The organism is Parabacteroides caecihominis, from assembly GCF_023656785.1.
Taxonomy (GTDB): Bacteria; Bacteroidota; Bacteroidia; order Bacteroidales; family Tannerellaceae; genus Parabacteroides; species Parabacteroides segnis.
This window is the reverse complement of record NZ_JAMOKS010000023.1, coordinates 18,635-43,837: the sequence shown is the minus strand read 5'-3', so window position 1 is coordinate 43,837 and position 25,203 is coordinate 18,635. Positions and strand designations below refer to the sequence as shown.

At 42.5% G+C, this 25,203-nt stretch carries 21 protein-coding genes; 9 read left to right on the top strand and 12 right to left on the bottom strand.

The annotated features are described in order from the left end of the window. The first annotated feature begins 71 nt into the window (after positions 1 to 71). Entirely contained in the window at positions 72 to 344 is a 273-nt protein-coding gene (locus tag NBH14_RS18490) for an HU family DNA-binding protein (protein WP_007655130.1), read from the top strand. A 533-nt stretch (positions 345 to 877) separates the two neighbouring features. Here NBH14_RS18490 and NBH14_RS18485 read toward each other — a convergent pair. The 4 genes from NBH14_RS18485 to NBH14_RS18470 form a co-directional block, all read right to left on the bottom strand. Beyond that, on the bottom strand, positions 878 to 1,843 hold the full coding sequence (locus tag NBH14_RS18485) for a FimB/Mfa2 family fimbrial subunit (protein WP_186959817.1): 966 nt from the start codon (positions 1,841 to 1,843) through the stop codon (positions 878 to 880). 252 nt (positions 1,844 to 2,095) lie between these two features. Next, positions 2,096 to 3,877 carry an Mfa1 family fimbria major subunit gene (locus tag NBH14_RS18480; protein ID WP_186959819.1) on the bottom strand — a complete coding sequence of 594 codons (1,782 nt, stop codon included), beginning with the start codon at positions 3,875 to 3,877 and terminating at the stop codon, positions 2,096 to 2,098. Between the two features lie 37 nt (positions 3,878 to 3,914). Beyond that, a complete protein-coding gene (locus NBH14_RS18475) occupies positions 3,915 to 5,423 on the bottom strand; it encodes a DUF3868 domain-containing protein (RefSeq protein WP_186959821.1) in 1,509 nt (502 codons plus the stop codon). 7 nt (positions 5,424 to 5,430) lie between these two features. Further along, complete coding sequence (locus NBH14_RS18470) at positions 5,431 to 5,997, bottom strand: DUF3575 domain-containing protein (RefSeq protein ID WP_186959823.1); 567 nt, start codon at positions 5,995 to 5,997, stop codon at positions 5,431 to 5,433. A gap of 902 nt (positions 5,998 to 6,899) precedes the next feature. On the opposite strand from NBH14_RS18470, the gene argS reads away from it, so the two are divergent. Beyond that, positions 6,900 to 8,693, top strand: coding sequence for an arginine--tRNA ligase (gene argS, locus NBH14_RS18465; protein ID WP_186959825.1), 1,794 nt, complete (start codon positions 6,900 to 6,902; stop codon positions 8,691 to 8,693). A 198-nt stretch (positions 8,694 to 8,891) separates the two neighbouring features. Here the strand turns inward: argS and topA are convergent, their stop codons facing one another. After that, entirely contained in the window at positions 8,892 to 11,240 is a 2,349-nt protein-coding gene (gene topA / locus NBH14_RS18460) for a type I DNA topoisomerase (protein WP_186959827.1), read from the bottom strand. Positions 11,241 to 11,397: 157 nt separating this feature from the next. Between topA and NBH14_RS18455 the strand changes: the two genes are divergently transcribed. Next, the gene (locus NBH14_RS18455) at positions 11,398 to 11,661 is read left to right on the top strand and encodes a tetratricopeptide repeat protein (protein WP_007655146.1); all 264 of its coding nucleotides are present in this window, start codon (positions 11,398 to 11,400) and stop codon (positions 11,659 to 11,661) included. A gap of 81 nt (positions 11,662 to 11,742) precedes the next feature. Here the strand turns inward: NBH14_RS18455 and NBH14_RS18450 are convergent, their stop codons facing one another. From NBH14_RS18450 to NBH14_RS18420, 7 genes are all read right to left on the bottom strand, one after another. After that, positions 11,743 to 12,786 carry an alpha-L-fucosidase gene (locus NBH14_RS18450; protein ID WP_186959829.1) on the bottom strand — a complete coding sequence of 348 codons (1,044 nt, stop codon included), beginning with the start codon at positions 12,784 to 12,786 and terminating at the stop codon, positions 11,743 to 11,745. A 123-nt stretch (positions 12,787 to 12,909) separates the two neighbouring features. Continuing rightward, positions 12,910 to 13,539, bottom strand: coding sequence for a porin family protein (locus tag NBH14_RS18445; RefSeq protein WP_186959831.1), 630 nt, complete (start codon positions 13,537 to 13,539; stop codon positions 12,910 to 12,912). Between the two features lie 240 nt (positions 13,540 to 13,779). Further along, positions 13,780 to 14,592 (bottom strand): glucosamine-6-phosphate deaminase, encoded by an 813-nt coding sequence (gene nagB / locus NBH14_RS18440; protein WP_186959833.1) that lies wholly within the window; start codon positions 14,590 to 14,592, stop codon positions 13,780 to 13,782. A gap of 152 nt (positions 14,593 to 14,744) precedes the next feature. Next, on the bottom strand, positions 14,745 to 15,941 hold the full coding sequence (locus NBH14_RS18435) for an FprA family A-type flavoprotein (RefSeq protein ID WP_186959835.1): 1,197 nt from the start codon (positions 15,939 to 15,941) through the stop codon (positions 14,745 to 14,747). 10 nt (positions 15,942 to 15,951) lie between these two features. After that, positions 15,952 to 16,800 carry a prolipoprotein diacylglyceryl transferase gene (gene lgt, locus NBH14_RS18430; protein ID WP_122328147.1) on the bottom strand — a complete coding sequence of 283 codons (849 nt, stop codon included), beginning with the start codon at positions 16,798 to 16,800 and terminating at the stop codon, positions 15,952 to 15,954. Positions 16,801 to 16,892: 92 nt separating this feature from the next. Beyond that, a complete protein-coding gene (locus tag NBH14_RS18425; protein ID WP_046145430.1) occupies positions 16,893 to 17,789 on the bottom strand; it encodes a diaminopimelate dehydrogenase in 897 nt (298 codons plus the stop codon). Positions 17,790 to 18,087: 298 nt separating this feature from the next. Continuing rightward, positions 18,088 to 19,080 (bottom strand): sugar phosphate isomerase/epimerase family protein, encoded by a 993-nt coding sequence (locus NBH14_RS18420; RefSeq protein ID WP_186959837.1) that lies wholly within the window; start codon positions 19,078 to 19,080, stop codon positions 18,088 to 18,090. Positions 19,081 to 19,232: 152 nt separating this feature from the next. Here NBH14_RS18420 and NBH14_RS18415 point away from each other — a divergent pair, with 152 nt between their 5' ends. From NBH14_RS18415 to NBH14_RS18390, 6 genes are all read left to right on the top strand, one after another. Further along, positions 19,233 to 20,180 (top strand): DUF6562 domain-containing protein, encoded by a 948-nt coding sequence (locus tag NBH14_RS18415; protein WP_186959839.1) that lies wholly within the window; start codon positions 19,233 to 19,235, stop codon positions 20,178 to 20,180. A gap of 81 nt (positions 20,181 to 20,261) precedes the next feature. After that, positions 20,262 to 20,678: a hypothetical protein gene (locus NBH14_RS18410; protein ID WP_186959841.1), complete on the top strand. Its 417-nt coding sequence runs from the start codon at positions 20,262 to 20,264 to the stop codon at positions 20,676 to 20,678. A 197-nt stretch (positions 20,679 to 20,875) separates the two neighbouring features. Next, a complete protein-coding gene (locus NBH14_RS18405; RefSeq protein WP_186959842.1) occupies positions 20,876 to 21,457 on the top strand; it encodes a DUF3575 domain-containing protein in 582 nt (193 codons plus the stop codon). A gap of 156 nt (positions 21,458 to 21,613) precedes the next feature. Continuing rightward, a complete protein-coding gene (locus tag NBH14_RS18400) occupies positions 21,614 to 22,825 on the top strand; it encodes a hypothetical protein (protein WP_186959844.1) in 1,212 nt (403 codons plus the stop codon). A 36-nt stretch (positions 22,826 to 22,861) separates the two neighbouring features. Further along, positions 22,862 to 23,740, top strand: coding sequence for a FimB/Mfa2 family fimbrial subunit (locus NBH14_RS18395; RefSeq protein ID WP_250817703.1), 879 nt, complete (start codon positions 22,862 to 22,864; stop codon positions 23,738 to 23,740). Positions 23,741 to 23,752: 12 nt separating this feature from the next. Further along, positions 23,753 to 25,198 carry a DUF4906 domain-containing protein gene (locus NBH14_RS18390; RefSeq protein ID WP_186959846.1) on the top strand — a complete coding sequence of 482 codons (1,446 nt, stop codon included), beginning with the start codon at positions 23,753 to 23,755 and terminating at the stop codon, positions 25,196 to 25,198. The last annotated feature ends 5 nt before the right edge of the window (positions 25,199 to 25,203 follow it).

Here is a 25,203-nt window from a genome sequence, read left to right as displayed (position 1 = left end):
AATTAAAACTACATTTGAACCGACTTTTAGGCTATCACAGATTTGTTTAATATATTAATTATCAATCCATCATGAACAAAACAGAATTTATCACAGCTGTAGCGGAAAAATCCGGTTTAAGTAAGGCTGATGCCAAGAAAGCAGTAGATGCTTTTGTTGAAACAGTATCCGACGAAATGAAAGCAGGAGGGAAAATTGCTCTTCTAGGTTTCGGCTCATTCTCCGTAACTGAAAAAGCAGCCCGCAAAGGCGTTAACCCAAAGACAAAACAACCAATTGAAATCGCAGCTCGCAAAGCCATCAAATTTAAACCCGGCGCAGAGTTAAACGACAAGGTTCAGTAAGAAACGGAATATTTTCATATTCGAAGAGGTGTTGCAAAAGTGTCATTTGTCAGTTTTACAACACCTTCTTTATTCTTTCATTGTTGGAATGTTGTTTTATCATATATTGTGATACAGTATTCGCATATATTATGATACTGCATTCTCATATATTATGATATTCTTTTCGCATAATATATGATATAAAAATAATTCCAGAGAACATCACTGCCCCCTGGAACCCACACTAGTATTAATATTAAACTTACCTGATTACACAGGTTAGTATTGTTATTCCGAACAAAACATGATAACGGGACTTCGGTCCCGTTTCATCTATCACATTACAAAGATCCTGCTTTTCAATCAATTATCATTGTATTTATGGTTCTCATGCCGCACCAGGCGACTCCAGAAAGCCTCTTTGTAAGCAACTATCGCCACCTAAATTTCATTTTCCGCAACAACGAGAATACATCAAACATATATACGCTCTATTTGCAGACCATTCGCTCCGCACAGCACGAATAGAGTAAATCGAATGAATTATGCGATCAAAGACCACCCTCATGCTGGAAATACCAGGTCCATCCGTTAATATTAATCTGAAGAACCAGCCAGGGATCGTTGTCGGCAAAGAAAAAGACGATCTTGTATTCACTCTCCCGGTCGAGATATTCCTGTGCACTCATATTATGACCTTCTATCTTTGTCATTACCAAAAAGTCTGTCAGATTGATATTGAATACCTTTTTACCCGTAGCCTTCTCCGTCACTACAAAACGTGCGTTACGATTTTCCAGAAACCGCATTGTATTCAGTTCGACAATACCTGCTGCCAGGTTCTTTTGCTCGATATGATAAGGGCGGTAACTAAGATTATCATCTCCCAGTAATGAATTATCGTGTGCCAGATAACCGTTGGATTCGATTATTTCATAGGTATAGGCATTCACATCTACCCCCCAGGAGTCTTCATTGCTCCCCTGAAAAACAAACCGTACTTTATTGGTATCTTTTATCAGGTTGATGACCTCCGTCTGATCGGTGGTACCGGTAAAGTCCACGTTATTAATCTCGCCATACCAAAGCGGCTCGAGTTCCTTATCGATGATAAGTGTTTCCTCACGTTTCAACTGTAGCTTCAAGTCGGCGATGGAGGAAATACCTGCCTGCAACGATGTTATATCGTATGAATCATGTGCACCTGCCCATGCCATAAACTGGTATTGTCCGACAGGCAACTTAACTTCCATCAGATAACTGCCTGTTCCCAATGTACTCCCCTCCTCTGCTTGTTTGAACAGGAACTTGCCGTCTTTATCAAATACATAAAGCTCCACTTTATCCACCTGCGAATGGAATGCATCAGCAAATTCCATATTGTAATCATACTTAAACTTAACAAACAAACGGCACTCCGGCAGATCTTCGTTAAAGCTATCGCATGAAGTCATTATCAGGGAGCCGATAAGGACAAACCACATGGCTATGTGACGTAATAGGCTTTTTAGCTTCATATTTTTTAGTTTTCTAATTATTCTATATAGAGAGGAAAAGATATTTCTTCTTTTCTCGTTATTTCCAATTCAGTGGACAGAACTGTCTGTTCCGTCAAATATAAATCCCAGAGTTTTATCAAGTCTCCGGCAACTCATTCGTTAAAAGTAAGAAGGTGTAGCAAAAGTCTATTTTGCGATCCCGGGACAAGCTCGGGATGACAGGATAGTGACTTTTGACACACCTCCTCTTATATTAAAAAGATTTCGAATTTATAATTCTATCTCTTGTCTATACCAGGTCCAAGGATTGATGCCAATTTCAACAGAGATGAAACTTTCTTCTTCTTCATCTTTCTTGCCTGGATCCGGTTCAGGAATAATCGGATAACCCGGAGTCTTTATGTCCTTGATAGCAATGTCATATACAGAATTACGCACCACGCCAAACTCTCCGAGCTTATTGTTCGTGTTATCCGTATCATTATCATGCTTAATCATAATAACATGATAGCCTTCTCCTCCTTCGTAATAAGACACATTTCCATAAGCGGCTGCTCCATATGTTTTAACACCAGCCTGCTCAAATGATGCAGCAATTTTCTGAGCTCCATCAGCTATACTACTATAGGTATTATCATCAAGCTTAGCCTGAAATGCAGCAGCTGTAGGAAGAGTAATAGCAGTCACGTTTGGTACAGAATACTTTACCAACGAATCCAGATACGCACCAAATGCATTAGTCACCGAAGTCTGAAGATAATCATCCGGAGCTTGGTCTGTATATTTTGCTGTTAATTCTGCCTCAATGTACTTCACTACCAATTTGTAAGAATAATATCCATCAGTACCAATTTTAATCCAAGCACTTCCGGGATTAACTTTTCCTGAAGCATCCACATCGTTATCGCTATTAGTAGTCCCATTATAAGTTCCACCGTTATTCGGGAGTTGTAATCCTTTAGGCTGACTTACCACCTTCAACAAAACATGTGTAGTGTAGGCCTGGTAGTTATCATTTTCTTCCTGCGTATTCTCCAGGCAATACAAAGCTGGGATCTTAGAGGCATTGGGACCTGTAGAGTCAGCTGTTGCAGTGACCCAGGATGGCGCAGAAGCATGCGTATAATAAGCATAATTATCCGTATATGGAGTGGTTGTTATATTCGCCATAGACGTTTTCTGCCCATCGTAATTCGGGTCTACCCTGTAAGAACCGAAATGCCATTTATCAAACGGAGTGATACAACCACGAGCCGTTGTTTCCAACCACGTCTCAGTTCTCTCAGACATCGGGTAATATTTTTTATTAGTCACATTCAATGTCCATCCGACAGTATTAATATCAAGGGTAGATTGCGGATAATTATTATCTGCAAACAAACGTACTTTTGCAGCTACACGGTCTACGGTAACTTTATAAGGTTTGCCTTCCGCCTCACCTGCAGTCGCATAAGTTACCAGATCATTATCTGTTACAGTAACCGAACTACCTGCATCTGTAATCGTTGTCGGTTCCAGCTTGCCTTTGGCATTGGTCATCATAAAGCTATTCTGATTTGTACCGCCGATAACCGCACCGACACTGGTATTAGCAATAATTTTATTTACGTCATCGAATGTACTGGCAGAAGCCACGTTTGTTGTAAAATCAGAAGATGGATTTAATATGATCATAAAAGCTTTCGAATTCTTATCCACTTTAAAAGCCTTTGTCGGGGTTCCGCCAGGCTGTCCCGGAGTTCCTATTTCAGGGTCTCCCGTCCCCCATGACAATTTAGTCAACAATGCCGGATTATTCGATCCTGTAAGATGGCTATCAAAGAAAAGAGCCATCATCGTATTGACTTTCGATTCATCAGCCGTACCATTTTCCTGATCAGGATCATGCAAAGCCTTGGTAGTTGTCGTTGTCACAACATTCAGAGATACCCAAGCGTCACCTCCTGCACTGGAGTTACCACCACCATCCTCTCCTCCATCCGGGAGACTTTCACTACACGATGCAAACATAAAAGATGCAAGTGCAAACATTAAGAAGTTCTTCTTTTTCATTTCACTCAATTTTAATTAGTCATTTTTACTCATTTATTTATCTCATTTTATTCTCTATCTCAGCAATATTCGCTTTTTTCTTCGCCAACTCATTCAGATTATCTTTGGCTGTTTCCAACCCTGAATCAGCTGCTACTTTCAAATATTCCCCGGCCTGGTCATAGTCTCCTTTCAATAAAGCGACTACACCCAGCGAATTGATATATTCCGGTTCTTTTGAGTTTACCTTATTCAGATAACGCTCAGCTGCAACCAGATCATTACGCAGGATAGCTGCCGCTGCCGCATTCATATTGGCAATCTCATTTTCAGGATACATCCGTACGGCAACTTCGAAGACATCGACAAACTCCTGCGAACCGGCCGGATAACTATTGGCAACCATGAACATTTCATTCAGGCTCAGATTCTGCGGACGCGTTTTGATTACCTCCTTCGCTTCTTCCACATCGAAATTCTTTACATTAAAGTTTACTTTACAAACAGCAACACGCAAACGCGGATATACATTTCTCAGCAAAGACTGATAAGGCCCCCCTCCCCGAAACTGTTTTAACTTCGTTTTTCTTTCTGTGTCGACCGGATTATTATCGATGATTGCCAGTATCTCATTTTTATATTCTATATCGCCGGCATTAAGCGCTTTCACCAAACCGTCCCAGTTCTCACCACCGAAGACGGTATGATACTGGCTGCGTGAGAAATCGTAACGGGTCAACAGATAATCGCGCAACGCTACCGCACGTCCTTCGGACAATCGTTTATTGTTTGCCAGTGAGCCTTCAGGCGATGCGTAACCGATAATATCCAGATCTTTCACTTCGACACTCGGATCGGATTTCAATTCGTCGATCATCGAACGGATCTTTGCCAGTTCCTGCGGGTTGTTCATATATTCGGGCCGGATATTCGTCTTGTTCACTTCGAAATCAAGGAAACTTTCCACCTGTATGTCACGTCGTTTGGTCTCTTCGACTACCGGTTTAACAAAAGCCATATGAGGTACTATGACGTAGGGTTCCGGTATGTATTCCAGCGTTACTCGATCTGCAACCGGCTCCACCTTCATCAATAACGTCTCACCACAACCACATTCATCCCGCTGCATATCCAGATGAGCGTCAGCCATCCATGATTCATAGGGAAGGATATAGCGATACCGGATGGTTTCGTTTGTCGGTTTATTTACTTTCTTAACGATATAAGGTTTTTCATAACCAGCCTTCTCTGCCGCATTCATCAGAGAAAGCGAACGTTCGTAAACCCGGTATTCATCTCTCCCTTTCATTGTTACTTTAGGCAAATTACAGCCTTTTTCCGAAGAAATCAACTGCGGAATCAAGTCCACCCCACGGGTTGATTTGACTTTTACCCTGTTCAGGACAATGTCCATATCTATATAAAGAGAATCGCCCGCCTGTTCCAACCGTACGGGATTCACTATAATATTTCCTTCATAAGAACGTGACTGAGCCTTTACCTGAAGAATATTCAAACAGGTAAAAGCTAACAGGCATATAATGAATTGTATATTCCTTTTCATCATACTTCTTTTATTTAATCAGATAAATAATTGACAACGCGGCTTTTGTCGGACCGAAATAGTTCCGCCCGGTATCTTTCAGTTTGGAACCGCACTCCGCACAAGGATATTTTTCATATTCTATACGTGCATATCCCAGACCGATAGAGGCTTCTATACTCCACCGTTTCTTTAATATCCAGGAATGCCCAACCGAAAGACCTCCTCCATACAGATGCCCCTGATACCGGTTCTTTTGCATATTTTCACTAAAAAGACCCGGTAATCCGCCAACATTGAAATCGGCATAATGCGCATGCAACCCGACAAACGTCCGGTTGAAACTTTCGCAGAACCAATAACGAATTTCCGGCTGTACTCCCCAATGACGCAAACGCCTGCCATTGTCTGGTTTCCACGGATTATAGTTGACCGGAATGTCCAATGTCCATTTACGGGCCAACCCAAACTCCAATCCCAGATTCATCGTTGTAGTTGCGTCATACAAAAGATTACTTTTAAGCGCAATTTTCTGAGCCTTACTTTCTATGGTCAGGCATCCGAGTATAAAAATCAGGAGTATCAATGCTCTTTTCATCTATTTTATTTTTTACTTCCTAACTGAATAATATCTAATTTGGTATTGGATGGAATACATACAGAAGAGGTCACCAGCAATAAGATGAAAATAAAGCCTTTATATATTTTATATTTTCTTACAACCATTAATAACACTACTTACCCAATCAGTACATATAAACTATCCCAAATTACCATACTTCAAGCTTATCCGGCCTTCGATAGTATCCCAAAATCTTACTACTGAGCCATTGCTTAGAAGATGTATCCCAAACATTCCCATGAACACTCTTGCATTACTTGCAGTAAATAAAGCAGGTAATATTTCAAGCACTCATTATTATCCAAAAGAAAAAGGATCTTGATACTTCATAGAGTTTCAGCGCATTCTACTCAATACTAGCTTTACTGAATTTAGTATAACCGCTATATCCGACAAAAAAACTATATCCCGATCTCTCACATAGTGAAAAAGAATATATAGAAACTGTAAAAAGTTCTTTCGATACTAAATACTCGTTTCACTCTTTTCTTTCTCTATTATTTCCCAAATAACACTCTTTCTTTCAGTTACAAAGATCGTTTTTCTCAAACAAATTACTATTCTATTGTTGTTTCTGATATTATGCATTAACACTCTCCATCACTACCCATTTCAAAGGGAAAGCACAAAACGCTTACACTTTTCGCAACAAGCATTAAGCAATTCAACTTTATTTGCAAAAAGTGAAAAACAAACACACTCATACCGCACGATTTGTAAATATTATCAACAAATATGTAAACCCGATTTCCTCTCTTTTGGAGGATACGGCAAAGGACAGGCAAACTACTAATTCGGAATAGCCGGACGCAGGTTTTTAGAAAATAATCATGTACCTTTGCATGCAAAATAAAATCCGAATATATAGAAGTAAGAATATGGTTATTGAACAACAGATTACCGGTGCGATCATTGCCGGCATAAAAGAACTGTATGGAGCAGAAGTTCCTGCCGCCCAGACACAGTTACAGAAGACAAAAAAAGAGTTTAAAGGACATCTTACCCTGGTTGTATTCCCATTCCTTCGTGCATCGAAGAAATCGCCGGAACAAACAGCACAGGAAATCGGCGAATATTTGCAGAAAAACGAACCGGCCGTATCTGAGTTCAATGTAATCAAAGGATTTCTGAACCTGACTGTTGCCGGCCCGTGCTGGATCGACTTGCTGAACACGATCAATGAGCAACCTTCATACGGAATAGTTCCTGTTACAGAACAATCTCCGCTGGTGATGATCGAATATTCTTCACCCAATACAAACAAACCGTTACACCTGGGTCACGTACGAAACAACCTGTTGGGTTACAGCTTGTCTGAGATCATGAAAGCCAACGGTAACAAAGTAGTCAAGACCAATATTGTTAATGACCGCGGTATCCATATCTGTAAATCCATGCTTGCCTGGCAGAAATGGGGCGAGGGCGTTACTCCCGAATCATCCGGAAAGAAAGGCGACCACCTGATCGGTGATTTTTATGTATTGTTTGACAAACATTACAAACAGGAGTTAAAAGAACTGGAAGAAAAGGGCCTGACCAAAGAAGAGGCAGAAGCGCAGTCGACCTTGATGGCCGAAGCCCGCGAAATGCTCCGCAAATGGGAAGCCGGCGACGCTGAAGTCCGTGCTTTATGGGAGAAAATGAACAGTTGGGTATATGCCGGTTTTGATGAAACCTATAAGATGATGGGCGTAGACTTCGACAAGATCTATTACGAATCACAGACCTACCTGGAAGGTAAAGGCAAAGTGATGGAAGGTCTTGAAAAAGGTGTCTTCTACCGCCGCGAAGACGGTTCCGTATGGGCCGATCTGACCAAGGACGGACTGGACGAAAAGCTACTGCTCCGTGCCGACGGAACTTCCGTATATATGACACAGGATATCGGTACAGCCAAGTTACGCTTCGACGATTATCCGATCAATAAAATGATCTATGTAGTCGGAAACGAACAGAACTATCATTTCCAGGTTCTTTCCATCTTACTGGATAAACTGGGCTTTGAATTCGGAAAAGGTCTGGTGCACTTCTCTTACGGAATGGTAGAACTTCCGGAAGGCAAGATGAAGAGCCGTGAAGGTACGGTTGTCGATGCAGACGACCTGATGGAAGAAATGATCGGTACTGCTCATGAAATTTCGCAGGAACTGGGTAAACTGGATGAAATGACCCCGGAAGAAGCTGCCAATATTTCCCGCATTGTCGGATTAGGTTCTCTGAAATACTTCATCTTAAAAGTCGATCCGCGCAAAAATATGACCTTCAACCCGAAAGAGTCTATCGATTTTAACGGAAATACAGGACCATTCATACAATATACATATGCACGCATCCGTTCTGTTTTACGAAAAGCAGCTGAACAAGGCATCGTATTACCGAAACAATTACCGGCCAATACTCCCATCTCTGAAAAAGAAGAAGGGTTAGTCCAGATGATTGCCGATTACGCTGTAACAGTTAAAGAAGCAGGGAAAGAATACAGCCCGGCTTATATTGCCAATTACATTTACGACCTGGTAAAAGAATACAACCAGTTCTACCACGACTTCTCTATCCTCCGTGAAGAGAATCCGGAAATCAAACAATTCCGTCTGGTATTATCTGAAAATGTTGCCAAAGTCGTAAAATCAGGCATGTCGTTACTGGGCATCGAAGTTCCGGAAAGAATGTAAAGGAAAATGCCCTGTCCAAAGCGGGAATAAGTCTTATAATTTTCTGTAAGCGCTGTCCTCTCTGGGGATGGCGCTTATAATTTTCTGTAAATGCAATCCCCGGGGGGAACAACGCTTATAATTTTCTGCAAGCGCTGTCCCACCCGGGGACGATGTCTATAATTTTCCGTAAGTGTTATTCCCGGAAGAGCTACCTACTTATGCTTTCTTCTTGGTTGTCCGCTTTTTCGGTGTAGCAGGTTTCTCCGCTGCTTCGGTTATGATCTTCATACATTCTTCATAAGTCAATTTTTCCGGCTGGGTAACCGTCTTCGGTATCCGGTAATTGGCTTTCTTATACGTAATGTAAGGGCCATAACGTCCATTCAGGATCTCCAATTCAGGGTCCTCGTCAAACTTCTTCAGATAACGCTGTTCGTCCTTTTTCCGTTTTTCATCAATCAGTTCGATCGCTTCTTCCGCGGTGATGGAAAGCGGATTCAGATCTTTCGGGATAGAGATAAACTTGCCGTCATGACGAATGAACGGTCCGAACCGGCCTACGGCTGCAACCATATCTTTTCCTTCATATTCACCGATGGTACGGGGAAGATCGAATAACTTCAGTGCCTCTTCCAGTGTAATCGTTTCAATAGACTGCCCCTTCATCAATGTAGCGAACTGAGGTTTCGGCGCTTCCTTATCATCCGGATGAGCCTGTCCGATCTGTACAACCGGACCATAACGGCCGATCTTTACAAATACAGGATTTCCACTCTTCGGGTCCACACCTAACTGGCGTTCTCCCACTTTATGTTCAGTCTTTATGGCAGCCGTCTCTTCTACGATCGGATGAAACAGCTTATAAAACTTATCGATCGCTTCCGTCCAGACCATTTCTCCTTCAGCAACAGCATCGAATTCTTTTTCCACACTGGCTGTAAAGTTATAATCCAACACATCCGGGAAATAAGTCATCAAAAAGTCGTTCACGACAGTACCGATATCGGTCGGCATCAACTTATTACGGTCGGCACCTACAATCTCTTTCTTGTCAGCTTCCTTTATCTTATCTTTGGCAAGTGTGATCACGCTATAAATACGCTCTACCCCTTCCTTATCTCCTTTAATCACATACTCACGATTCTGTATCGTCTGAATAGTCGGAGCATAGGTAGAAGGACGTCCGATACCCAATTCTTCCAGGCGGCGAACCAGGCTGGCTTCCGTATAACGCGGAGGACGTTGCGTAAAACGTTCCGTAGCCACAATATCGTTCAGTGTCAACACTTCATGCAACTCAACCGGCGGCAATAAACCGTTCTCCTGTTCCTTTTCGTTTTCGTCATCGTAACTTTCACGATATACCTGAAGGAAACCGTCGAAAGTGATCACTTCACCGACAGCCACGAATTTTTCTTTCTTATTATTGATGCAAACAGAGATTGTCGTACGTTCCAGTTCAGCATCAGCCATCTGTGACGCAATCGTCCGTTTACGGATCAATTCATATAATTTCTTTTCCTGCGCCGATCCGCTGATTTCCGTATTACTTATATAAGTAGGGCGGATCGCTTCGTGCGCTTCCTGTGCACCTTTACTCTTTGTGTGATACTGGCGGAATTTATAATATTTCTCCCCGTAAGTATCCAGAATAGCTTCCTTAGCCGTACCCAATGCCAGGTCACTCAGGTTCACCGAGTCGGTACGCATATAAGTGATCAATCCCGATTCATACAAACGCTGTGCAATCATCATGGTTTGAGAAACGGAATAACCCAGTTTGCGGGCAGCTTCCTGTTGCAAAGTGGATGTGGTAAAAGGAGGTGCAGGTGATTTCTTTACCGGTTTCTTAGTGATCTCGTCAATAGAGAAAGAGGCTGCTTTGCAGGATTCCAAAAACTCCATCACCTCTTTTTTATCCTTCAGACGCTTGCTCAATTCCGCTTTCAGGATCGTTGTTCCGTCAGGAAGTATGAAATTGGCAATGACACGGTAAGCGGCTTCCGACACAAATTCGTTGATCTCGCGTTCACGTTCCACGATCAGGCGGACAGCTACCGACTGCACACGTCCGGCAGATAAAGCCGGTTTTACCTTTCTCCATAAGATAGGAGACAGTTCAAACCCCACGATACGGTCTAATACACGACGTGCCTGCTGGGCATTTACCAGATCGATATTAATATCGCGCGGCGTTTCAATCGCATGCAAAATAGCATTCTTGGTAATTTCATGGAAAACAATACGTTTTGTATTTTCCGGTTTTAATCCCAAAACTTCGTACAGATGCCAGGATATAGCTTCTCCCTCGCGGTCCTCATCGGATGCGAGCCATACCTGTTCGGCAGACTTCGCTTCGGATTTCAATTCGGAAACCAGCTTCTTCTTATCTGCCGGGATCACGTACTGCGGAGCATAATCGTGTTCTACGTCTATACTAAATTCTTTTGTCTTCAAATCGCGGATGTGCCCGTAACTCGACATGACCTTGAAATCTTTTCCGAGGAATTTCTCAATGGTTTTTGCCTTGGCGGGTGACTCCACTATTACCAGATTCTTTTGCATAATCACTTTTCACTTTTTAGAAATCGAGTGCAAACATACACAAATAATTAACGTAACCGTACATCAGTAACAAAAAAACAGTTTTTTAAACCGTGATTATTATGTATGTAACCTCTTCAGAATTATCTTTGTCCGTAAAATATCACATTATTTCAATATGGAAACTATCAGACAACTTATCAACGATAATAAAACAGACGAAGCACTCCATTTGTTGGACGAGTACATCAAAAAAAATGATTCAGACGATGAAGCGTATTATCTGCGCGGAAACGTATACCGCAAGATGGGCGATATTCGCCAGGCACTCAACAACTACCTCATGGCTATCGAATTAAACCCCGACAGTCCGGCACAAACCGCCTATAATGCCCAAATCAAAATATTAGATTTTTATAACAAAGATATGTATAATCACTAAGAGGCAATTTATAAGTGCAAAGTAATGCATATCACAACTGTGTTCCTTTTGTTTCACAGAAACCGGTCGGTGCTATTATTTCTACATTTGAATCTTTTTCCGTAGTTCCTTTAACAATGTAACATCGGCATCCCGTATCTTTCCTTCCCGGTTGGGCGGGCAGTTCAGGATCAGGATATTGTCGTTCTTTGTACACTGGTGGTACAAACCGGCTAATTCTTCTACTGTCTTATACTTTTTATCTGTAGTATTATAGAACCAACGCTCACTTATACAGATAGTAGATTCCCATGGCATATAATATAATTTGCCGTCATGCGAGAATAATTTCGGATCATTATCGGCGGGCAGGTACGGATCACCCAAACGGAAGTCACTCGGGAAATAACGGATCGGATAACCTTCTTTCTGATTTTCCGGTAATACGGGATGAGCATCCGGATTTTCAGGCAGGCCGATTGTCCAGTTTATACCGATCTGGCATTCCGGTTCCCTTGATTTGATTGTCTGATATATCTCTTTTGCAGGCCAGCGCTCATGTTCTTTCTCCCATCCCCCGTCAAACCAGAACTCGGCGATATGAGTATATGGCTGTACAATATCGATCAGCTCATTCAGTTGTTTAATCATATATTCGTTGTAGGTTGCATCCAGACTTTTATCCTTTACATCTGCATTCACCTTACGGTCCCACAATGAATAATACAACCCCAAACCTATATCATATTTTTTACAAGCCTTGGCAACCTCTTCTATCACGTTCGTTTTATTCCCCGAATTAGCCACATCATATTCGGTGTATTTGCTATCCCAAAGACAGAAGCCTTCATGATGTTTGGCTACCAATATAACATATTTCATGCCGGCATCTTTGGCTGTTTTGATCCATTGATCGGCATCGATAGCTGTAGGGCAATAAGAAGAAGCCGGCTTTGAGCCATCCGTCCATTCCTGATCATGGAATGTATTAATACCAAAATGAATAAACATCCCATACTTCCGGGCAATCTGTTTCTGTTGTGCCGGACTGGGCTGGTTAGACGGGACAGGCAAAATCTGATTCTGCCCATAGCCTAAGTGTAAGGACAAGGCTAAAAATAAAATCGTTATAAAAGAATATTTCATGGCAATAGTATTTATTACCACAAAAATAATAGATCTTTTACATATAATAATAGCCGGATTTCGACCTAAAGTTTGCTAAATCCGGCTTTTTAGATATAATAAATATTTTATCAACCATCAATATTAAAAGCGCCAGCCAACATTGAACTGAAGAACACCGTTACGACTCTTTCCGTCAAGATCGGAAGCACTTATTCCACTAACTCCCGAGGTTTTATTTATAAAGGAAGCTATATTATCTTTATCCAAAACATTTGTCAATCCAATATTATAACTTAAGGAGAATATCAACCCCATAGGCGACTGATAACCTGCCCCGATTGCTATTGAAAAATCAAATGTCTTAAACCAATCGCTAGCAACATCCGTCGAAACAGAGGTTCCGGACTCGGATGCTTTTAGCTTAGAAGAAACCTTAAATCCCAATTGAGGACCTGCAAATAAATTAAATCCTTCATAAACATACCCTTTAAACAAAATAGGAATATTCAGATAATCATTCTTATACTTCACGGTACTACTACCTACATCCCCTTTCGTTCCTTGCATCGAATAAAATACTCCCGGCTCAATAGCAAAATTATCGGTCATCATAACTTCACCGGCCACTCCTATATTCAGTCCGGGTTTCATGCTTCCTTCCATATTTGTCATATTGGCAAAATTCAAACCGATCTTCGGGATAAAATGAAACTCCTGTGCATTTACCTGAAATGCCACGAAAAGAAGTAATAAACATGCAATCTTTTTCATACTACAAATTGTTTTAGATATTAAACACAAAATTCTATCTCAAAAAAATTCAAACGATTCTATTTCAACAATGCCTGTCTTTATTTATACACTGACCAAAGATAAATATAACAATTATATTAACGCATTCTTTTTACAACTATTGCAGATAAGATGTAAATAAACACAGACAAAAAAAGAAAAACCGGAAGGGAGCTACCAACCGGTTTTTCTTTTTATTAGTAAGAATAGACTCGAATCTTATTTCAGCAAGCTGCAAGGACAAAGATTATCTTTTTCGATATCTTTAAAGTAGTTGTATGTACCTACTTTTATTTCAGCACAAGCAGCTTCGTCAGCTACGATGATACCTTTCGGATGCATCTGCAAAGCAGTGATTGTCCACATCTGGTTGATCGAGCCTTCAACAGCCTGCTGCAAAGCGCGAGCCTTGTTGTGACCGTTTACCATGATCAGCACTTCTTTCGCATCCAATACCGTACCGACACCAACTGTTACAGAAGTCTTCGGAACCTTGTTTACATCGTTGTCGAAGAAACGTGAGTTAGCGATGATCGTATCTGTAGTCAGTGACTTAACACGTGTACGTGAAGCCAATGAAGAACCCGGTTCGTTGAACGCGATATGGCCGTCAGGACCGATACCGCCCAGGAACAGGTCTACACCGCCTACAGCTTTCATCTTTGCTTCATAAGCAGCACATTCAGCTTCCAGGTCAGGAGCGTTACCGTTCAGGATATTTACATTCTCCGGCTTGATGTCTACATGGCTGAAAAAGTTATTCCACATGAATGAATGATAGCTTTCAGGATGATCTTTCGGCAATCCTACATATTCATCCATGTTGAAAGTGATGATATTCTGGAAGGAAAGGACACCTTGCTTGTTCAGTTCAATCAGGTTCTTGTACATACCCAGCGGAGATGATCCGGTAGGCAGGCCCAGAACAAATGGCTTTTCAGCTGTCGGATTCGCTTTCTTAATCTTCGCAGCTACATAGTTGGCAGCCCACTTCGAGAGTTGCTCGTAATCTGGTTCAATAATTAGTCTCATAACGTGTTTTGTTAATTGAAAATTGAGAATTGAAAATTGAAAATTGCAGGAACTTCCAATATCAACAGACAATCTTCTGTGTTTATTAATTAGATCTTTCGTTAATAATATTCTCTACATTACGAAAACCGGTCCTTTCAAATTTTCAATTCTCAATTCTCAATTTTCAATTTGTTAGCCATTGCCTCTCCCAAAGCCCAGCATTCTTCATACTTATCGGCTTTCAGACCTTGTTTTTGCTCCACAGGAGTACCAACGGTTTCCCATTTCATCTTTTCTCCGAAAGCAGTCAGGCGTTTCACTGCCGCACCCGCCCAGGTGAACGAACCGAAATAGCCATACAGGCGGTTTTTCACTTCGCGCATCTCGATCTTGCTCAGGATGGCTTCCACTTCCGGGAACAGACTGTTTGAATAGGTCGGACTGCCGATAATGACGCCTTTGTATTTGAATACATCTTTCAGGACATACGAAGACGGAGTCTTGCTGACATTATGCAACACAATGTTCTTTACACCGTTTGCCGACAAAGAAGAAGCGATTGCTTCCGCCATTTGTTCCGTATTTCCATACATGCTGCCATAAATAACGACAACACCATCCTCCCCTTCATAACGGCTCAGACGGTCATATATTTCAATTGCCTTGTGAGCATATTTGCGCCATACCGGACCATGTGTCGAACAGATCGTATTGATCTCCAGGGCAGACAGTTTCTGCAAGGCACGCTGTACCGGATTACCGTATTTCCCGACGATATTGGAATAATAACGGATCATCTCTTCCCAGAAATGATCTACATTCATTTCCTCATCGATCACACCGCCATCCAACGTTCCGTAGGTTCCGAAAGCATCGGCAGAAAACAGCAACTTATCGGTAGAATCGTAAGTCACCATTACCTCCGGCCAGTGCACCATCGGAGCCATATAGAAAGATAGTTGGTGACGGCCGATGTTCAGCGTATCGCCTTCTTTCACTTCGTAAAGCCCGGTCGTTATATTATGATAGCCGTCCAGCATACCGAATGTCTGCTTGTTACCGATGATCTGCACATCAGGATATTGCTGGCGCAACAGGCGGATACTGCCGGCATGGTCGGGTTCCATATGGTTCACGACCAGATAATCGAGCGTACGTCCGTCCAGCGCATCCGCTATTTTTTTCAAAAAGATATCAGAATAGCAAACGTCTACTGTATCGATCAATACAGTCTTTTCGTCTACGATCAAATACGAATTATAAGAAACGCCGTACGGAAGCGGCCACATATTTTCGAAGAGGGCCTTCTGACGGTCGTTTACTCCTACATAATATACCTTATCTGCTATTTCTTTTAATTTGTACATTTTATACTTTTTACTTTTTTATTTTTAGCTCTTCATAGTTATTCGGCTTCCTTGTAAGCGCCCTCCATACAAACCAGCAACCTGCCAGCACGAACGGAATACTGAGCCACTGGCCCATATTCAGGACCATGCTATCTTCAAACGCTTCCTGATTATTTTTCAGGAATTCGATAAAGATACGCGAGCCGAATATACAAATCATAAAGACCCCGAAAATAAGACCTTCCCGCTTCCACTCCTTTTTGATAAAGTAAAGCCACATGCATATACCGAATGTAACCAGGTAGCATAAAGCCTCGTACAGCTGTGTCGGATGGCTGGGAACGGTAAAGATCGGCTCTGCCCCCATTTTCCAGGCATGCAGGTTCTCGATGAAACGGAAACCCCACGGAAGATCGGTCGGATGACCGTATATCTCATGGTTCATCAGGTTTCCCAAACGGATCATAGCTGCGACCAGTCCGGTCGGAACAACCAGTTTATCGAATGTCCAAAGCATGCTTTTATGCGTGATGCGTCTGGAATAAAAATAGATGGCAATAACGATACCCAGCGTACCGCCATGGCTTGCCAGCCCGCCTTCCCAAACTTTGAAAATCTCTATCGGATTAGCCAGATAATATCCGGGATCATAAAAGAGACAATGTCCCAGACGGGCGCCGACTACAGTACCCACCATGGTATAAATCAGCAGGGAATCGATCCATGCAGGAGGAAGTTTTTCATTTTTCCACATACGGCTTACAATGGAATAACCAATCCAGAAACCGATAGCAAAAGCAAGTCCGTACCAGCGAATTTCGCGTGAACCTATGGAAAAGATGGCGGGGTCAGCCGTCCAGGTAATAAAATCGAGCATAATTTTATAATTGAAAATTAAAAATTGAAAATTGAAAATTGAGAACAGGGCGGGACCTAATTTTCAATTTTCAATTCTCAATTTTCAATTTATTAAACCAGTCTTTTAATCAAGTCTTCTCTATCGCCGCAGATCATATCGATCACCGGCAATTCGATCATGGTGTAAGCACCCGGCTGCTGTTTGAAGCTTGCGCGGGCAACGGCTACCAGGATCTGGGCAGTAAGAGCCGGGTTGTTGATCTTCATGTCGAATTCAACCAACTGGTTCTGAGTCTTGCCTGATACACCTTTGCGGACCAGGTTCACACCGTGTCCCATATCCAGCAGGTTGTCGACACATTCCACCTGCATTACATGTGTTTCGTCGTGTGCGAAATAATCGTCAGCCTTGATTGCGGCAGCTACCTGCTTGAAATCGTAACCGTCTTTTACTTCGATATAAACCATACGGCGGTGAACGCCTGTTCCCATCGGAATTGTCATGGACAAAGCAGCCTTGACACCTTCGATCGCTTTCACGGCAACCGTATGTCCCATACTCATCCCCGGGCCGAAGTTTGTATAAGTGATACCTTTCGGCACCATCGCTTCCAGCAGGGCGCGAACAACAGAGTCGCTTCCCGGATCCCATCCGGCAGAAATAACGGCAACCGTATTATGTGCTTTGGCTACAGCATCCAGCGAACGGCGCAGGTCTACGATACCTCCGTGGATATCGAAGCTATCTACCGTATTGATACCTAATGAAAGAATTTCTTTTGCGTACGTTTCAACGCTGCGGGTAGGAGTTGCAAGAACGGCAACGTCTACTTTATCTAACTTGGTGATACTGTCTGTCACAGTATAAGCTTTCAGTTCGTCCGGTACGTCATTCGGATTACGACGTACAACACCTGCCACTTCAAAATCTGGAGCGGCTTCCAGGGCCTCTAACACATACTTTCCAATGTTGCCATAACCAACGATGGCGGCTCTAATTTTCTTCATACTTTAGTTTTTACTTTTCAACCAACCGCAAAGTTAATTATAATTGCCGAAAATCCATCCGTAGCTTATAAAGAAAAGTTATGAGGTTATAAATGATATTTCTTATCATTTGGCCTCTGGAGCAAATATATATATGTAGAGCTCATATTTTATACACTAATATCCGGACAGGACAAACCTTACTTATTGCCTGTCGATAATTGTCGGCAGACCTGCTCACAATTGTCGACAAGCCTGCGCATAATTATCGGCAAGCCTACCGACGATTATGTGCAAGCAAAAACAAAGGGTACTGTTACTATTGTTTATCGAAAAAAGCGTCGAAAGCATGCCCTGAAGGCTGGAAATCCACCTGCTTAACAAACTGGCAGGATTCGCGTGCTCCATGTTCACGGTCCATCGCGCTGTCTTCCCATTCAACGGACAACGGCCCCTGATAACCGATATCGTTCAGAGCACGGATAATCTCTTCGAAACAAATCCGTCCGCGTCCCATACTGCGGAAATTCCAGAAACGGCGGGAATCGCCGAAAGTGGAATGGCCGCCGAACACACCGATCTGCTTAGGGGTATCACTCCAGTATACATCTTTCATATGTACGTGGAAAATACGATCGGAGAACTGATAAATGAAATCCACATAATCTACCCCTTGATATCCCATATGGCTCGGATCGTAATTGAACCCGAATGCCGGATGATTGTTCAACGCATCGAGCGCTTTACGGGCAGAATAAGTATCGAATGCTATTTCCGTCGGATGCACCTCCAGACCATAACGGATACCTAACTTCTGATATTCATCCATGATCGGGATAAAACGATGGGCGAAATCGGCATAACCGTCTTCAATCATCTGATCTGTAACGGGAGGAAAAGAATAAAGCCAATGCCAGATAGGACTACCGGTAAATCCGGCAACCGTATCGATACCTAAGGCTTTTGCCGCATGTGCCGTCTGCACCATATACTCGGCTGCACGCTGACGCACACCTTCCGGTTCACCGTCGCCCCAGATACAATCGGGCAGAACCGCCTTATGCCGCTGGTCGATAGTATCGCAAACCGCCTGACTGATCAGATGGATAGAGATACAATAAAGTTGCAGGTCATATTTGGCAAGCAATTCTTTTATGCCGTCATAATAGGCCTGATCCGTTCGCCGGACATCCAGATGGTTGGGTAAACCCAGTTCCAATCCGTCATATCCGAATGCTTTCGCTTTTTCACAAACTGTTTCGAGGGGTAAATCCCCCCATTGAAGGGTACATAATGTTACTGGACGTGCCATTTCTTTTAATTTTAAGGTTATTACATTGAGTCTGTTTTCTACAAATCTAAAAAAGTTCCGCTCATAATCTGCAAGTTCCCTCCTTAATATTTTCTAAATTCCAAAATAAGTATTTTCTTTGTGTAGATTTTATCATTAACATTTTCCTTGCTATGAAAAAGAAAGAATTATGTGCAGTAGCCTGCCTGTTTTGGCTGGCAGGTTGTAGTGATCCGGCTTCGGACGAAATTGAAATTGTAAAGAATTTATTTCCTGTACAATTTAGTGTTCAACTTCAAAAAGAGGTACTTCCGTTCTACTCTACCCGCAGTATGCCACCTAACACGGTGCCCGAACCGACTGTTCCGGATGGAGACAATCCAGACAAAGAGTTAAAAGAGTTATGTTCTGCCATCGAATATCTGGTTTACAAAGACGGCGACCAGCCGGAGTTGGTAAAACACCGGACTTACCATGCAGACACAGAACCCGACTTCGGCATTGTTTACGACACGCTTCTTGCCGGCAGTTACCAGGTTTACCTGCTGGCTCATCAGTCGCAAAAAGCTACATTTTCAGAAAACGCTTTCAGCTTTGACGAACTATCCGATTCATTCTATAAAGGCCAAAAGCTTCAGCTGAAAGAAGGAGACGAGACCAACGTCGATATAAACCTGCAACGGATTGTCAGCCGGATAGAGTTTAAGGCTGCCGACAAGATTCCGGAAGATATCGTCCGGTTTGAACTGGCAGTCAGCAATCATCCCGACCGGCTCGATATCCTGACCGGAAAAGGGATCGTGTCTTCTGGGCCCAACGATTTCTCTTATGAATTCAAAACGGAAGAAAAAGGACAATCCGGTAAAATCCATTCCTTTTATTCCTTTATTCCGACAGGCGATGAAAAGATATCCGTCACGCTCACGGCCACCGGACCGGATAATCAAATACTGCGAAAGCGGACAGTAACCGATATTATTCCCATCGCCAATAAAATAATCCGTTACACAGGCATCTTATATACGCCTCCCAAACCGGATGAAACAGAAAACACCTTCAACCTGATCATTGGGAACAACGGCGAGTGGGATGAACCGGAAGAGAATGAATTGCCGGAATAACTTCATACACAATTGTGCAGCTATAAAGTTGCACAATTGTAAAAACAAAGAGTATCTTTGTACTCAACAAAAGTAACCGTTATGAAAAAGGAAAACATACTCAGTCTCATCTTTTTACTTACCATCCTTTGCGGATTCAATAGTTGCGAGGATAAGCCGCTTGGTCCCATAGAGGAAGAACCGGAAGATATCTTATGCAATGGAACAGGATGGTTTCGTCAGTATAGAGACTATGACGGATTTGACTGTGACCAAAAGTTCGTTTTCTATTTTGACGGCGGAGGAAAAGAAACAGTTGTACGCTATCTAGATGATTTCATGGGCAGTACAGAGAAATTTACTTATACCTTTCAATGGTCCTGGGATGAAGAATATCCTTATTCCATATTTATAGACTATTCCGACGGAACCTATTCCTATTTTGGGGATATGTATATCAGTCCATATGAGTTATCCGGCGTACTAAACGATTATGATGTCACTTTTGAGCCATTTTAACCTTAAATAGTATCATCGAAACTAAATGTTATGTCAAAATTTCTTATTCTACATACTTTCTAAAACTTATCTGAATTTTAGTTGTTTAATTCATAAAGAGAGCAAGAATCTCATAGGGTAAAAATCAGACAGTCAAACGTCTATCGTAATAAGGGAGATTCTTCAGTGAGTTTTAACAATTAGTGAGTAAAAGTACGATGAAAAGAGGAATATTGATAATATGCATTATTTATGCATTTGTCAGTAGCATAACAGCACAAGTAAAAGATAATAAGAATAGTTTACCAGCTTACGCTATCAAGACAAACGCATTATATTGGGCAACTACAACTCCGAACCTGGGGTTTGAAATAGGTCTATCCGATAAATTTACACTTGACTTGTCAGGGAATTACAATCCATGGACATTTTCCGACAGCAAGAAACTCAAACACTGGCTGGTTCAACCCGAACTGCGCTACTGGACTTGCGAACGATTTAACGGACACTTTTTCGGACTTCATGCACATTATGCCGAGTACAACGTTGGCGGCATTAAGATGCTAGGACTGAAAGACCATCGTTATCAAGGAAACCTGTATGGCGCCGGAGTTTCATACGGCTACCATTGGATATTAAATAAACGGCTAAGCATAGAAGCAACCATCGGTGTAGGCTACGCTTATCTGGATTATGATAAATATCCTTGTGGTAAATGTGGGACAAAGCTCAAAGACGGCCATAAGAATTACTTCGGTCCTACCAAAGCAGGTGTAAGCCTCATCTACATCCTCAAATAGAAAGGAGATATCAATAAGAAAAATTTAAGAAAGAATATACATATATTTTTATATGTACGGCCATACTTATGCTTAGCCGGAGCAAAAGAGCCCACTAATGACAGGCAGGAAGGAAAGACTTCCACATAGAGTATTAATCATTAATTTCAAAGAGTTATGAAAATCAAAAATTTATTTATAGCATTATTCGCAGCTTCCACTTTATTTGCTTGTAGCGAAGACGACGAATCACCCGTTCCCGACAGTAAAGGTACAAAATCTATTTCCGTATCGTTAGCCGGATTATCAGGAGTAAAAACCAAATCGACAGAAGCCGGAAATTTCCTGGCTGCCGATACAATGAATGTCAACAGCATACTTATCAATCTGACAGACGGTAGTGGCGCAGTAGTTAAATCGGAGACCATCACAAAAGATGCAATTACGGATTCAAACTGGGATAAACTGGTTAGCCCGAATAAAGGATTCAAGTTTGTCAACGTGCCGCAAAGTGTATCTAAAGTATATGTTTACGGTAATCCGGGCAGTGCCGTTACAGATAACAAGATCAATACGACACTCGCTCAACAGCAAGGCTCTGAAGTCTTGTACTTCGGTTTTGACGACGACCTTACGCCAATCGTAAGCGAACCGATTGATCCGGATCCGACAGCCGGGCAGACCTATACAGCCAATGTATCCATTAAGCCGGTTGTGGCCCGTCTACAAATTACAAACATCAAAGTAAAAGACAGCGGATCCTTTGAATTCACACGCGTGATCAGTGGCAGTTCGCACAAAGCGACAGTAAGCTGGACCAGTTTTAATCCGAAGTTGAAAGGCATCTACCTGAACAATTTCTATACGGTTTATCAGGACCCGGCAAGTGCTACAGAATTGTATAATAATGCAACTTCAGTAAATAATATTAAGGAAGGCCAGTGGCTCTTTAATAATTCGTCCATAGATGCAGCTGCATATGCCAGCTATAGCAAATACACAGGTGGCAGCTATGAAGATCTGCCTCTTACACTGCCGGCCAACAAAAGTTATGCATTCAATATTTTCCCGGGCGACCAGTTGCCTAAAATTCATCTCGACCTGGCTGATCTTAATATCGCAGGCCTGTCATCGACTGATGTAAACGTATTCAACCCGACATTGATTAACACGGTCCGTTTCGCCAATATCGTAAAGTATTTCAAAGATACGAATACCGAAATGACAGCCGCCGATTTTAAAGCCGGTACGATCTACAATATGGAAGTCGAGTTGATCCCGATGCTGGACAACGACCTGCAGAATATACAGTTTAACGTATTGGTTAAGGTAACAATCGAGCCTTGGGCTGTTGAATACATCACTCCGGGATTCGATTTGGATCAATAATATCCGATTTCATCATCATTTCAACATACAGAACATATGAAACGAATTAAATATTTCAGCATTATGCTATTGGTTGCCCTGACGACCGGTTGTATCAAAGAAGACCTGGATAGTTGCGACACAAATCTAATCTTCAGATACTTCGGAGACGGGACAAAGGATATTTTCCCTGAAAAAATAGAAAAAGTGGATCTGTATGTATATAGCGAAAACGGAGCACTTGTAGAAACGATTGGACTAGATCAGGGTGATTTAAGAAATAATCAGGGAACTCCCCTCAACCTCCCGGCCGGCAAATACCGGGTCGTTGGTTGGGGTAACTCCAAGAACGATACCCGGATCAATCAGGCTGCGGCATTAAACACAGCTCTGGTTGCTGCCCCTCACTATTTTACAAAAGAAATAATTACCACTAATGATAGCCTGTACATTGGAAGCAGGGATATTGAGATTTTTCAGGATGCCTCAAGCACAGATACTGTTTATTTCAGCAGTTCACATATAAAGATGTATTTAGAACTGGACGGACTGGAAGAAATGGCCATGGCTGGCGGTACATCTCCGATCGAAATCGAGGTCGGTAACCTGAGTCCTACAGTCGACTTTGCGAAAACATTCTCTTCGGAGAATGTTTCGTACAGGCCGGTTGTACAGAAAGAAGGAAACACCTCCGGTTTTAAATCGAGATTCAACGTATTGCGGTTCAACAACAATAACGGTATCTATATCAACTTAGTCAGTAAAGAGACAAATAAAACAATATACACATTGAATCTGAAGGATTTTATGCAGGACAACCGGATCACGGTAGACGGGATCAATGAAGTCACAGTCGGAATCCGTTTTCGTTTCAATGGAACCTCGGTCACAGTTCTACCCTGGGATGAAGAGGTGATAAAACCGGGCCTCGGATAGCCCACAAACAATATGAAAAGGTATAACAATTATATAGCGTCAATAGGATTCTTCATTGTCGCCCTGCTGGTTACATCCTGTAGCGACGAGCAAGAGGTCGAACAGACAAGCTTAGAAATGAATGCCCGGCTAAACCTGACCATCTCTACCCGCGCTACAGCGGATGACCTGATAAAAGGCGGCGACGGCAAGTTTTCCAGCCTGGCACTTTACATATTCAACAAGGAAAATGGCGTATGCGAATACTCGGAATTAATCCCGGTTATCACTCCGCAATACGTGGACGAGTTAACTCGGTCAATCCAGGTCTCACCGCAGGATAAAATCATCTATGCCATCGGCAATTACAACGACGAGGAGAAAGTTTATTCGATGATACCCGACGGTTCCAAACTCTTGCCGGAGCTGGAAACGATGACTATATCGAATAAGAACGGGTTTAAAGATACAAACCTGTTGATGGTCGGAAAGCAGATGGTCCAAATCGATGGTCTTGTGACAAATGCCACTATTCCAATGGAAAGACTCGTTGCCCGCCTGGATGTATATATGTTCAAAAGCAGAAGGTTAGAGAACAACACGGTTATTTTAAAGTCCATCGAACTGGTCAACCAGATAACCAACACACGGGGTGAATATCAGAATACGATCATGGTATCGCCGGTCGAAACTCAAAATGACCTCAGAACGATCAGTAGCAACAATGTATTGGGAGTCATGCCGGATGATATGTCAGGAATTATTCCCGACAATGCGACGGAATCTTTTTACAGTTACCAGAATATTGCCGCATCGGCAGACCCTGATCCAAACGTTACTCCTTACCTGTTGATAACAGCAGACATAGACGGGGTGAGTCACCGGTATAAGGGGTACATCACCGACAGCGGACAAACGACCGATAAGTACAGCCTGAAACGCAACACGGTCTACCGTATTATCGCGATGCTTGATAATCCGGATAATCTGCTGATACTTAAAACAACCACTTTGCCGTGGACGAAATCATCCTCACAGATCGGCCATGTGGTTAATGAAGGAGATTACAGCTTCAGTGCCAATAACACGGAAGCGGCAACAGGAATCGTACAGTATCCTTATGTGCTGAACGGTGAATCGCAAAACGGTACATCGTATGCCAGTTACAACTTCAAACTGACGGCCCCGGCCGGAGCAGTCTGGACAGCGACACTGACAAACGGCCTGGAATTTACTTTCGGAACGGAAGGTTCTACCAATGGCAAACTTGCCATATCGAAAGGGATTGCCGGCGACAATACATATGAAATCAAGGTAGGAGCTTCCAGACCCTGGAACAGCCAGGAAAGGAAAGTCTATCTCTATATCACCGCCGAAGGGCAAAAGTTAAAGATCAATCCGGTCCGCAGCAACGGACAGCGGGCGCTGCCGGGTAACAACGACACGGATATTCTGATCACACAAACAGAATATAAATAAAAGGA

Coding starts and splice junctions, on each gene's coding strand:
- NBH14_RS18470 (WP_186959823.1), bottom strand. CDS start 5,997: ATGAAAAGAGCATTGATACTCCTGATTTTTATACTCGGATGCCTGACC.
- NBH14_RS18420 (WP_186959837.1), bottom strand. CDS start 19,080: ATGGCACGTCCAGTAACATTATGTACCCTTCAATGGGGGGATTTACCC.
- NBH14_RS18415 (WP_186959839.1), top strand. CDS start 19,233: ATGAAAAAGAAAGAATTATGTGCAGTAGCCTGCCTGTTTTGGCTGGCA.
- NBH14_RS18490 (WP_007655130.1), top strand. CDS start 72: ATGAACAAAACAGAATTTATCACAGCTGTAGCGGAAAAATCCGGTTTA.
- NBH14_RS18455 (WP_007655146.1), top strand. CDS start 11,398: ATGGAAACTATCAGACAACTTATCAACGATAATAAAACAGACGAAGCA.
- NBH14_RS18400 (WP_186959844.1), top strand. CDS start 21,614: ATGAAAATCAAAAATTTATTTATAGCATTATTCGCAGCTTCCACTTTA.
- NBH14_RS18390 (WP_186959846.1), top strand. CDS start 23,753: ATGAAAAGGTATAACAATTATATAGCGTCAATAGGATTCTTCATTGTC.
- NBH14_RS18450 (WP_186959829.1), bottom strand. CDS start 12,786: ATGAAATATTCTTTTATAACGATTTTATTTTTAGCCTTGTCCTTACAC.
- NBH14_RS18435 (WP_186959835.1), bottom strand. CDS start 15,941: ATGTACAAATTAAAAGAAATAGCAGATAAGGTATATTATGTAGGAGTA.
- NBH14_RS18475 (WP_186959821.1), bottom strand. CDS start 5,423: ATGATGAAAAGGAATATACAATTCATTATATGCCTGTTAGCTTTTACC.
- NBH14_RS18395 (WP_250817703.1), top strand. CDS start 22,862: ATGAAACGAATTAAATATTTCAGCATTATGCTATTGGTTGCCCTGACG.
- topA (WP_186959827.1), bottom strand. CDS start 11,240: ATGCAAAAGAATCTGGTAATAGTGGAGTCACCCGCCAAGGCAAAAACC.
- NBH14_RS18405 (WP_186959842.1), top strand. CDS start 20,876: ATGAAAAGAGGAATATTGATAATATGCATTATTTATGCATTTGTCAGT.
- NBH14_RS18480 (WP_186959819.1), bottom strand. CDS start 3,877: ATGAAAAAGAAGAACTTCTTAATGTTTGCACTTGCATCTTTTATGTTT.
- argS (WP_186959825.1), top strand. CDS start 6,900: ATGGTTATTGAACAACAGATTACCGGTGCGATCATTGCCGGCATAAAA.
- NBH14_RS18410 (WP_186959841.1), top strand. CDS start 20,262: ATGAAAAAGGAAAACATACTCAGTCTCATCTTTTTACTTACCATCCTT.
- lgt (WP_122328147.1), bottom strand. CDS start 16,800: ATGCTCGATTTTATTACCTGGACGGCTGACCCCGCCATCTTTTCCATA.
- NBH14_RS18425 (WP_046145430.1), bottom strand. CDS start 17,789: ATGAAGAAAATTAGAGCCGCCATCGTTGGTTATGGCAACATTGGAAAG.
- nagB (WP_186959833.1), bottom strand. CDS start 14,592: ATGAGACTAATTATTGAACCAGATTACGAGCAACTCTCGAAGTGGGCT.
- NBH14_RS18485 (WP_186959817.1), bottom strand. CDS start 1,843: ATGAAGCTAAAAAGCCTATTACGTCACATAGCCATGTGGTTTGTCCTT.
- NBH14_RS18445 (WP_186959831.1), bottom strand. CDS start 13,539: ATGAAAAAGATTGCATGTTTATTACTTCTTTTCGTGGCATTTCAGGTA.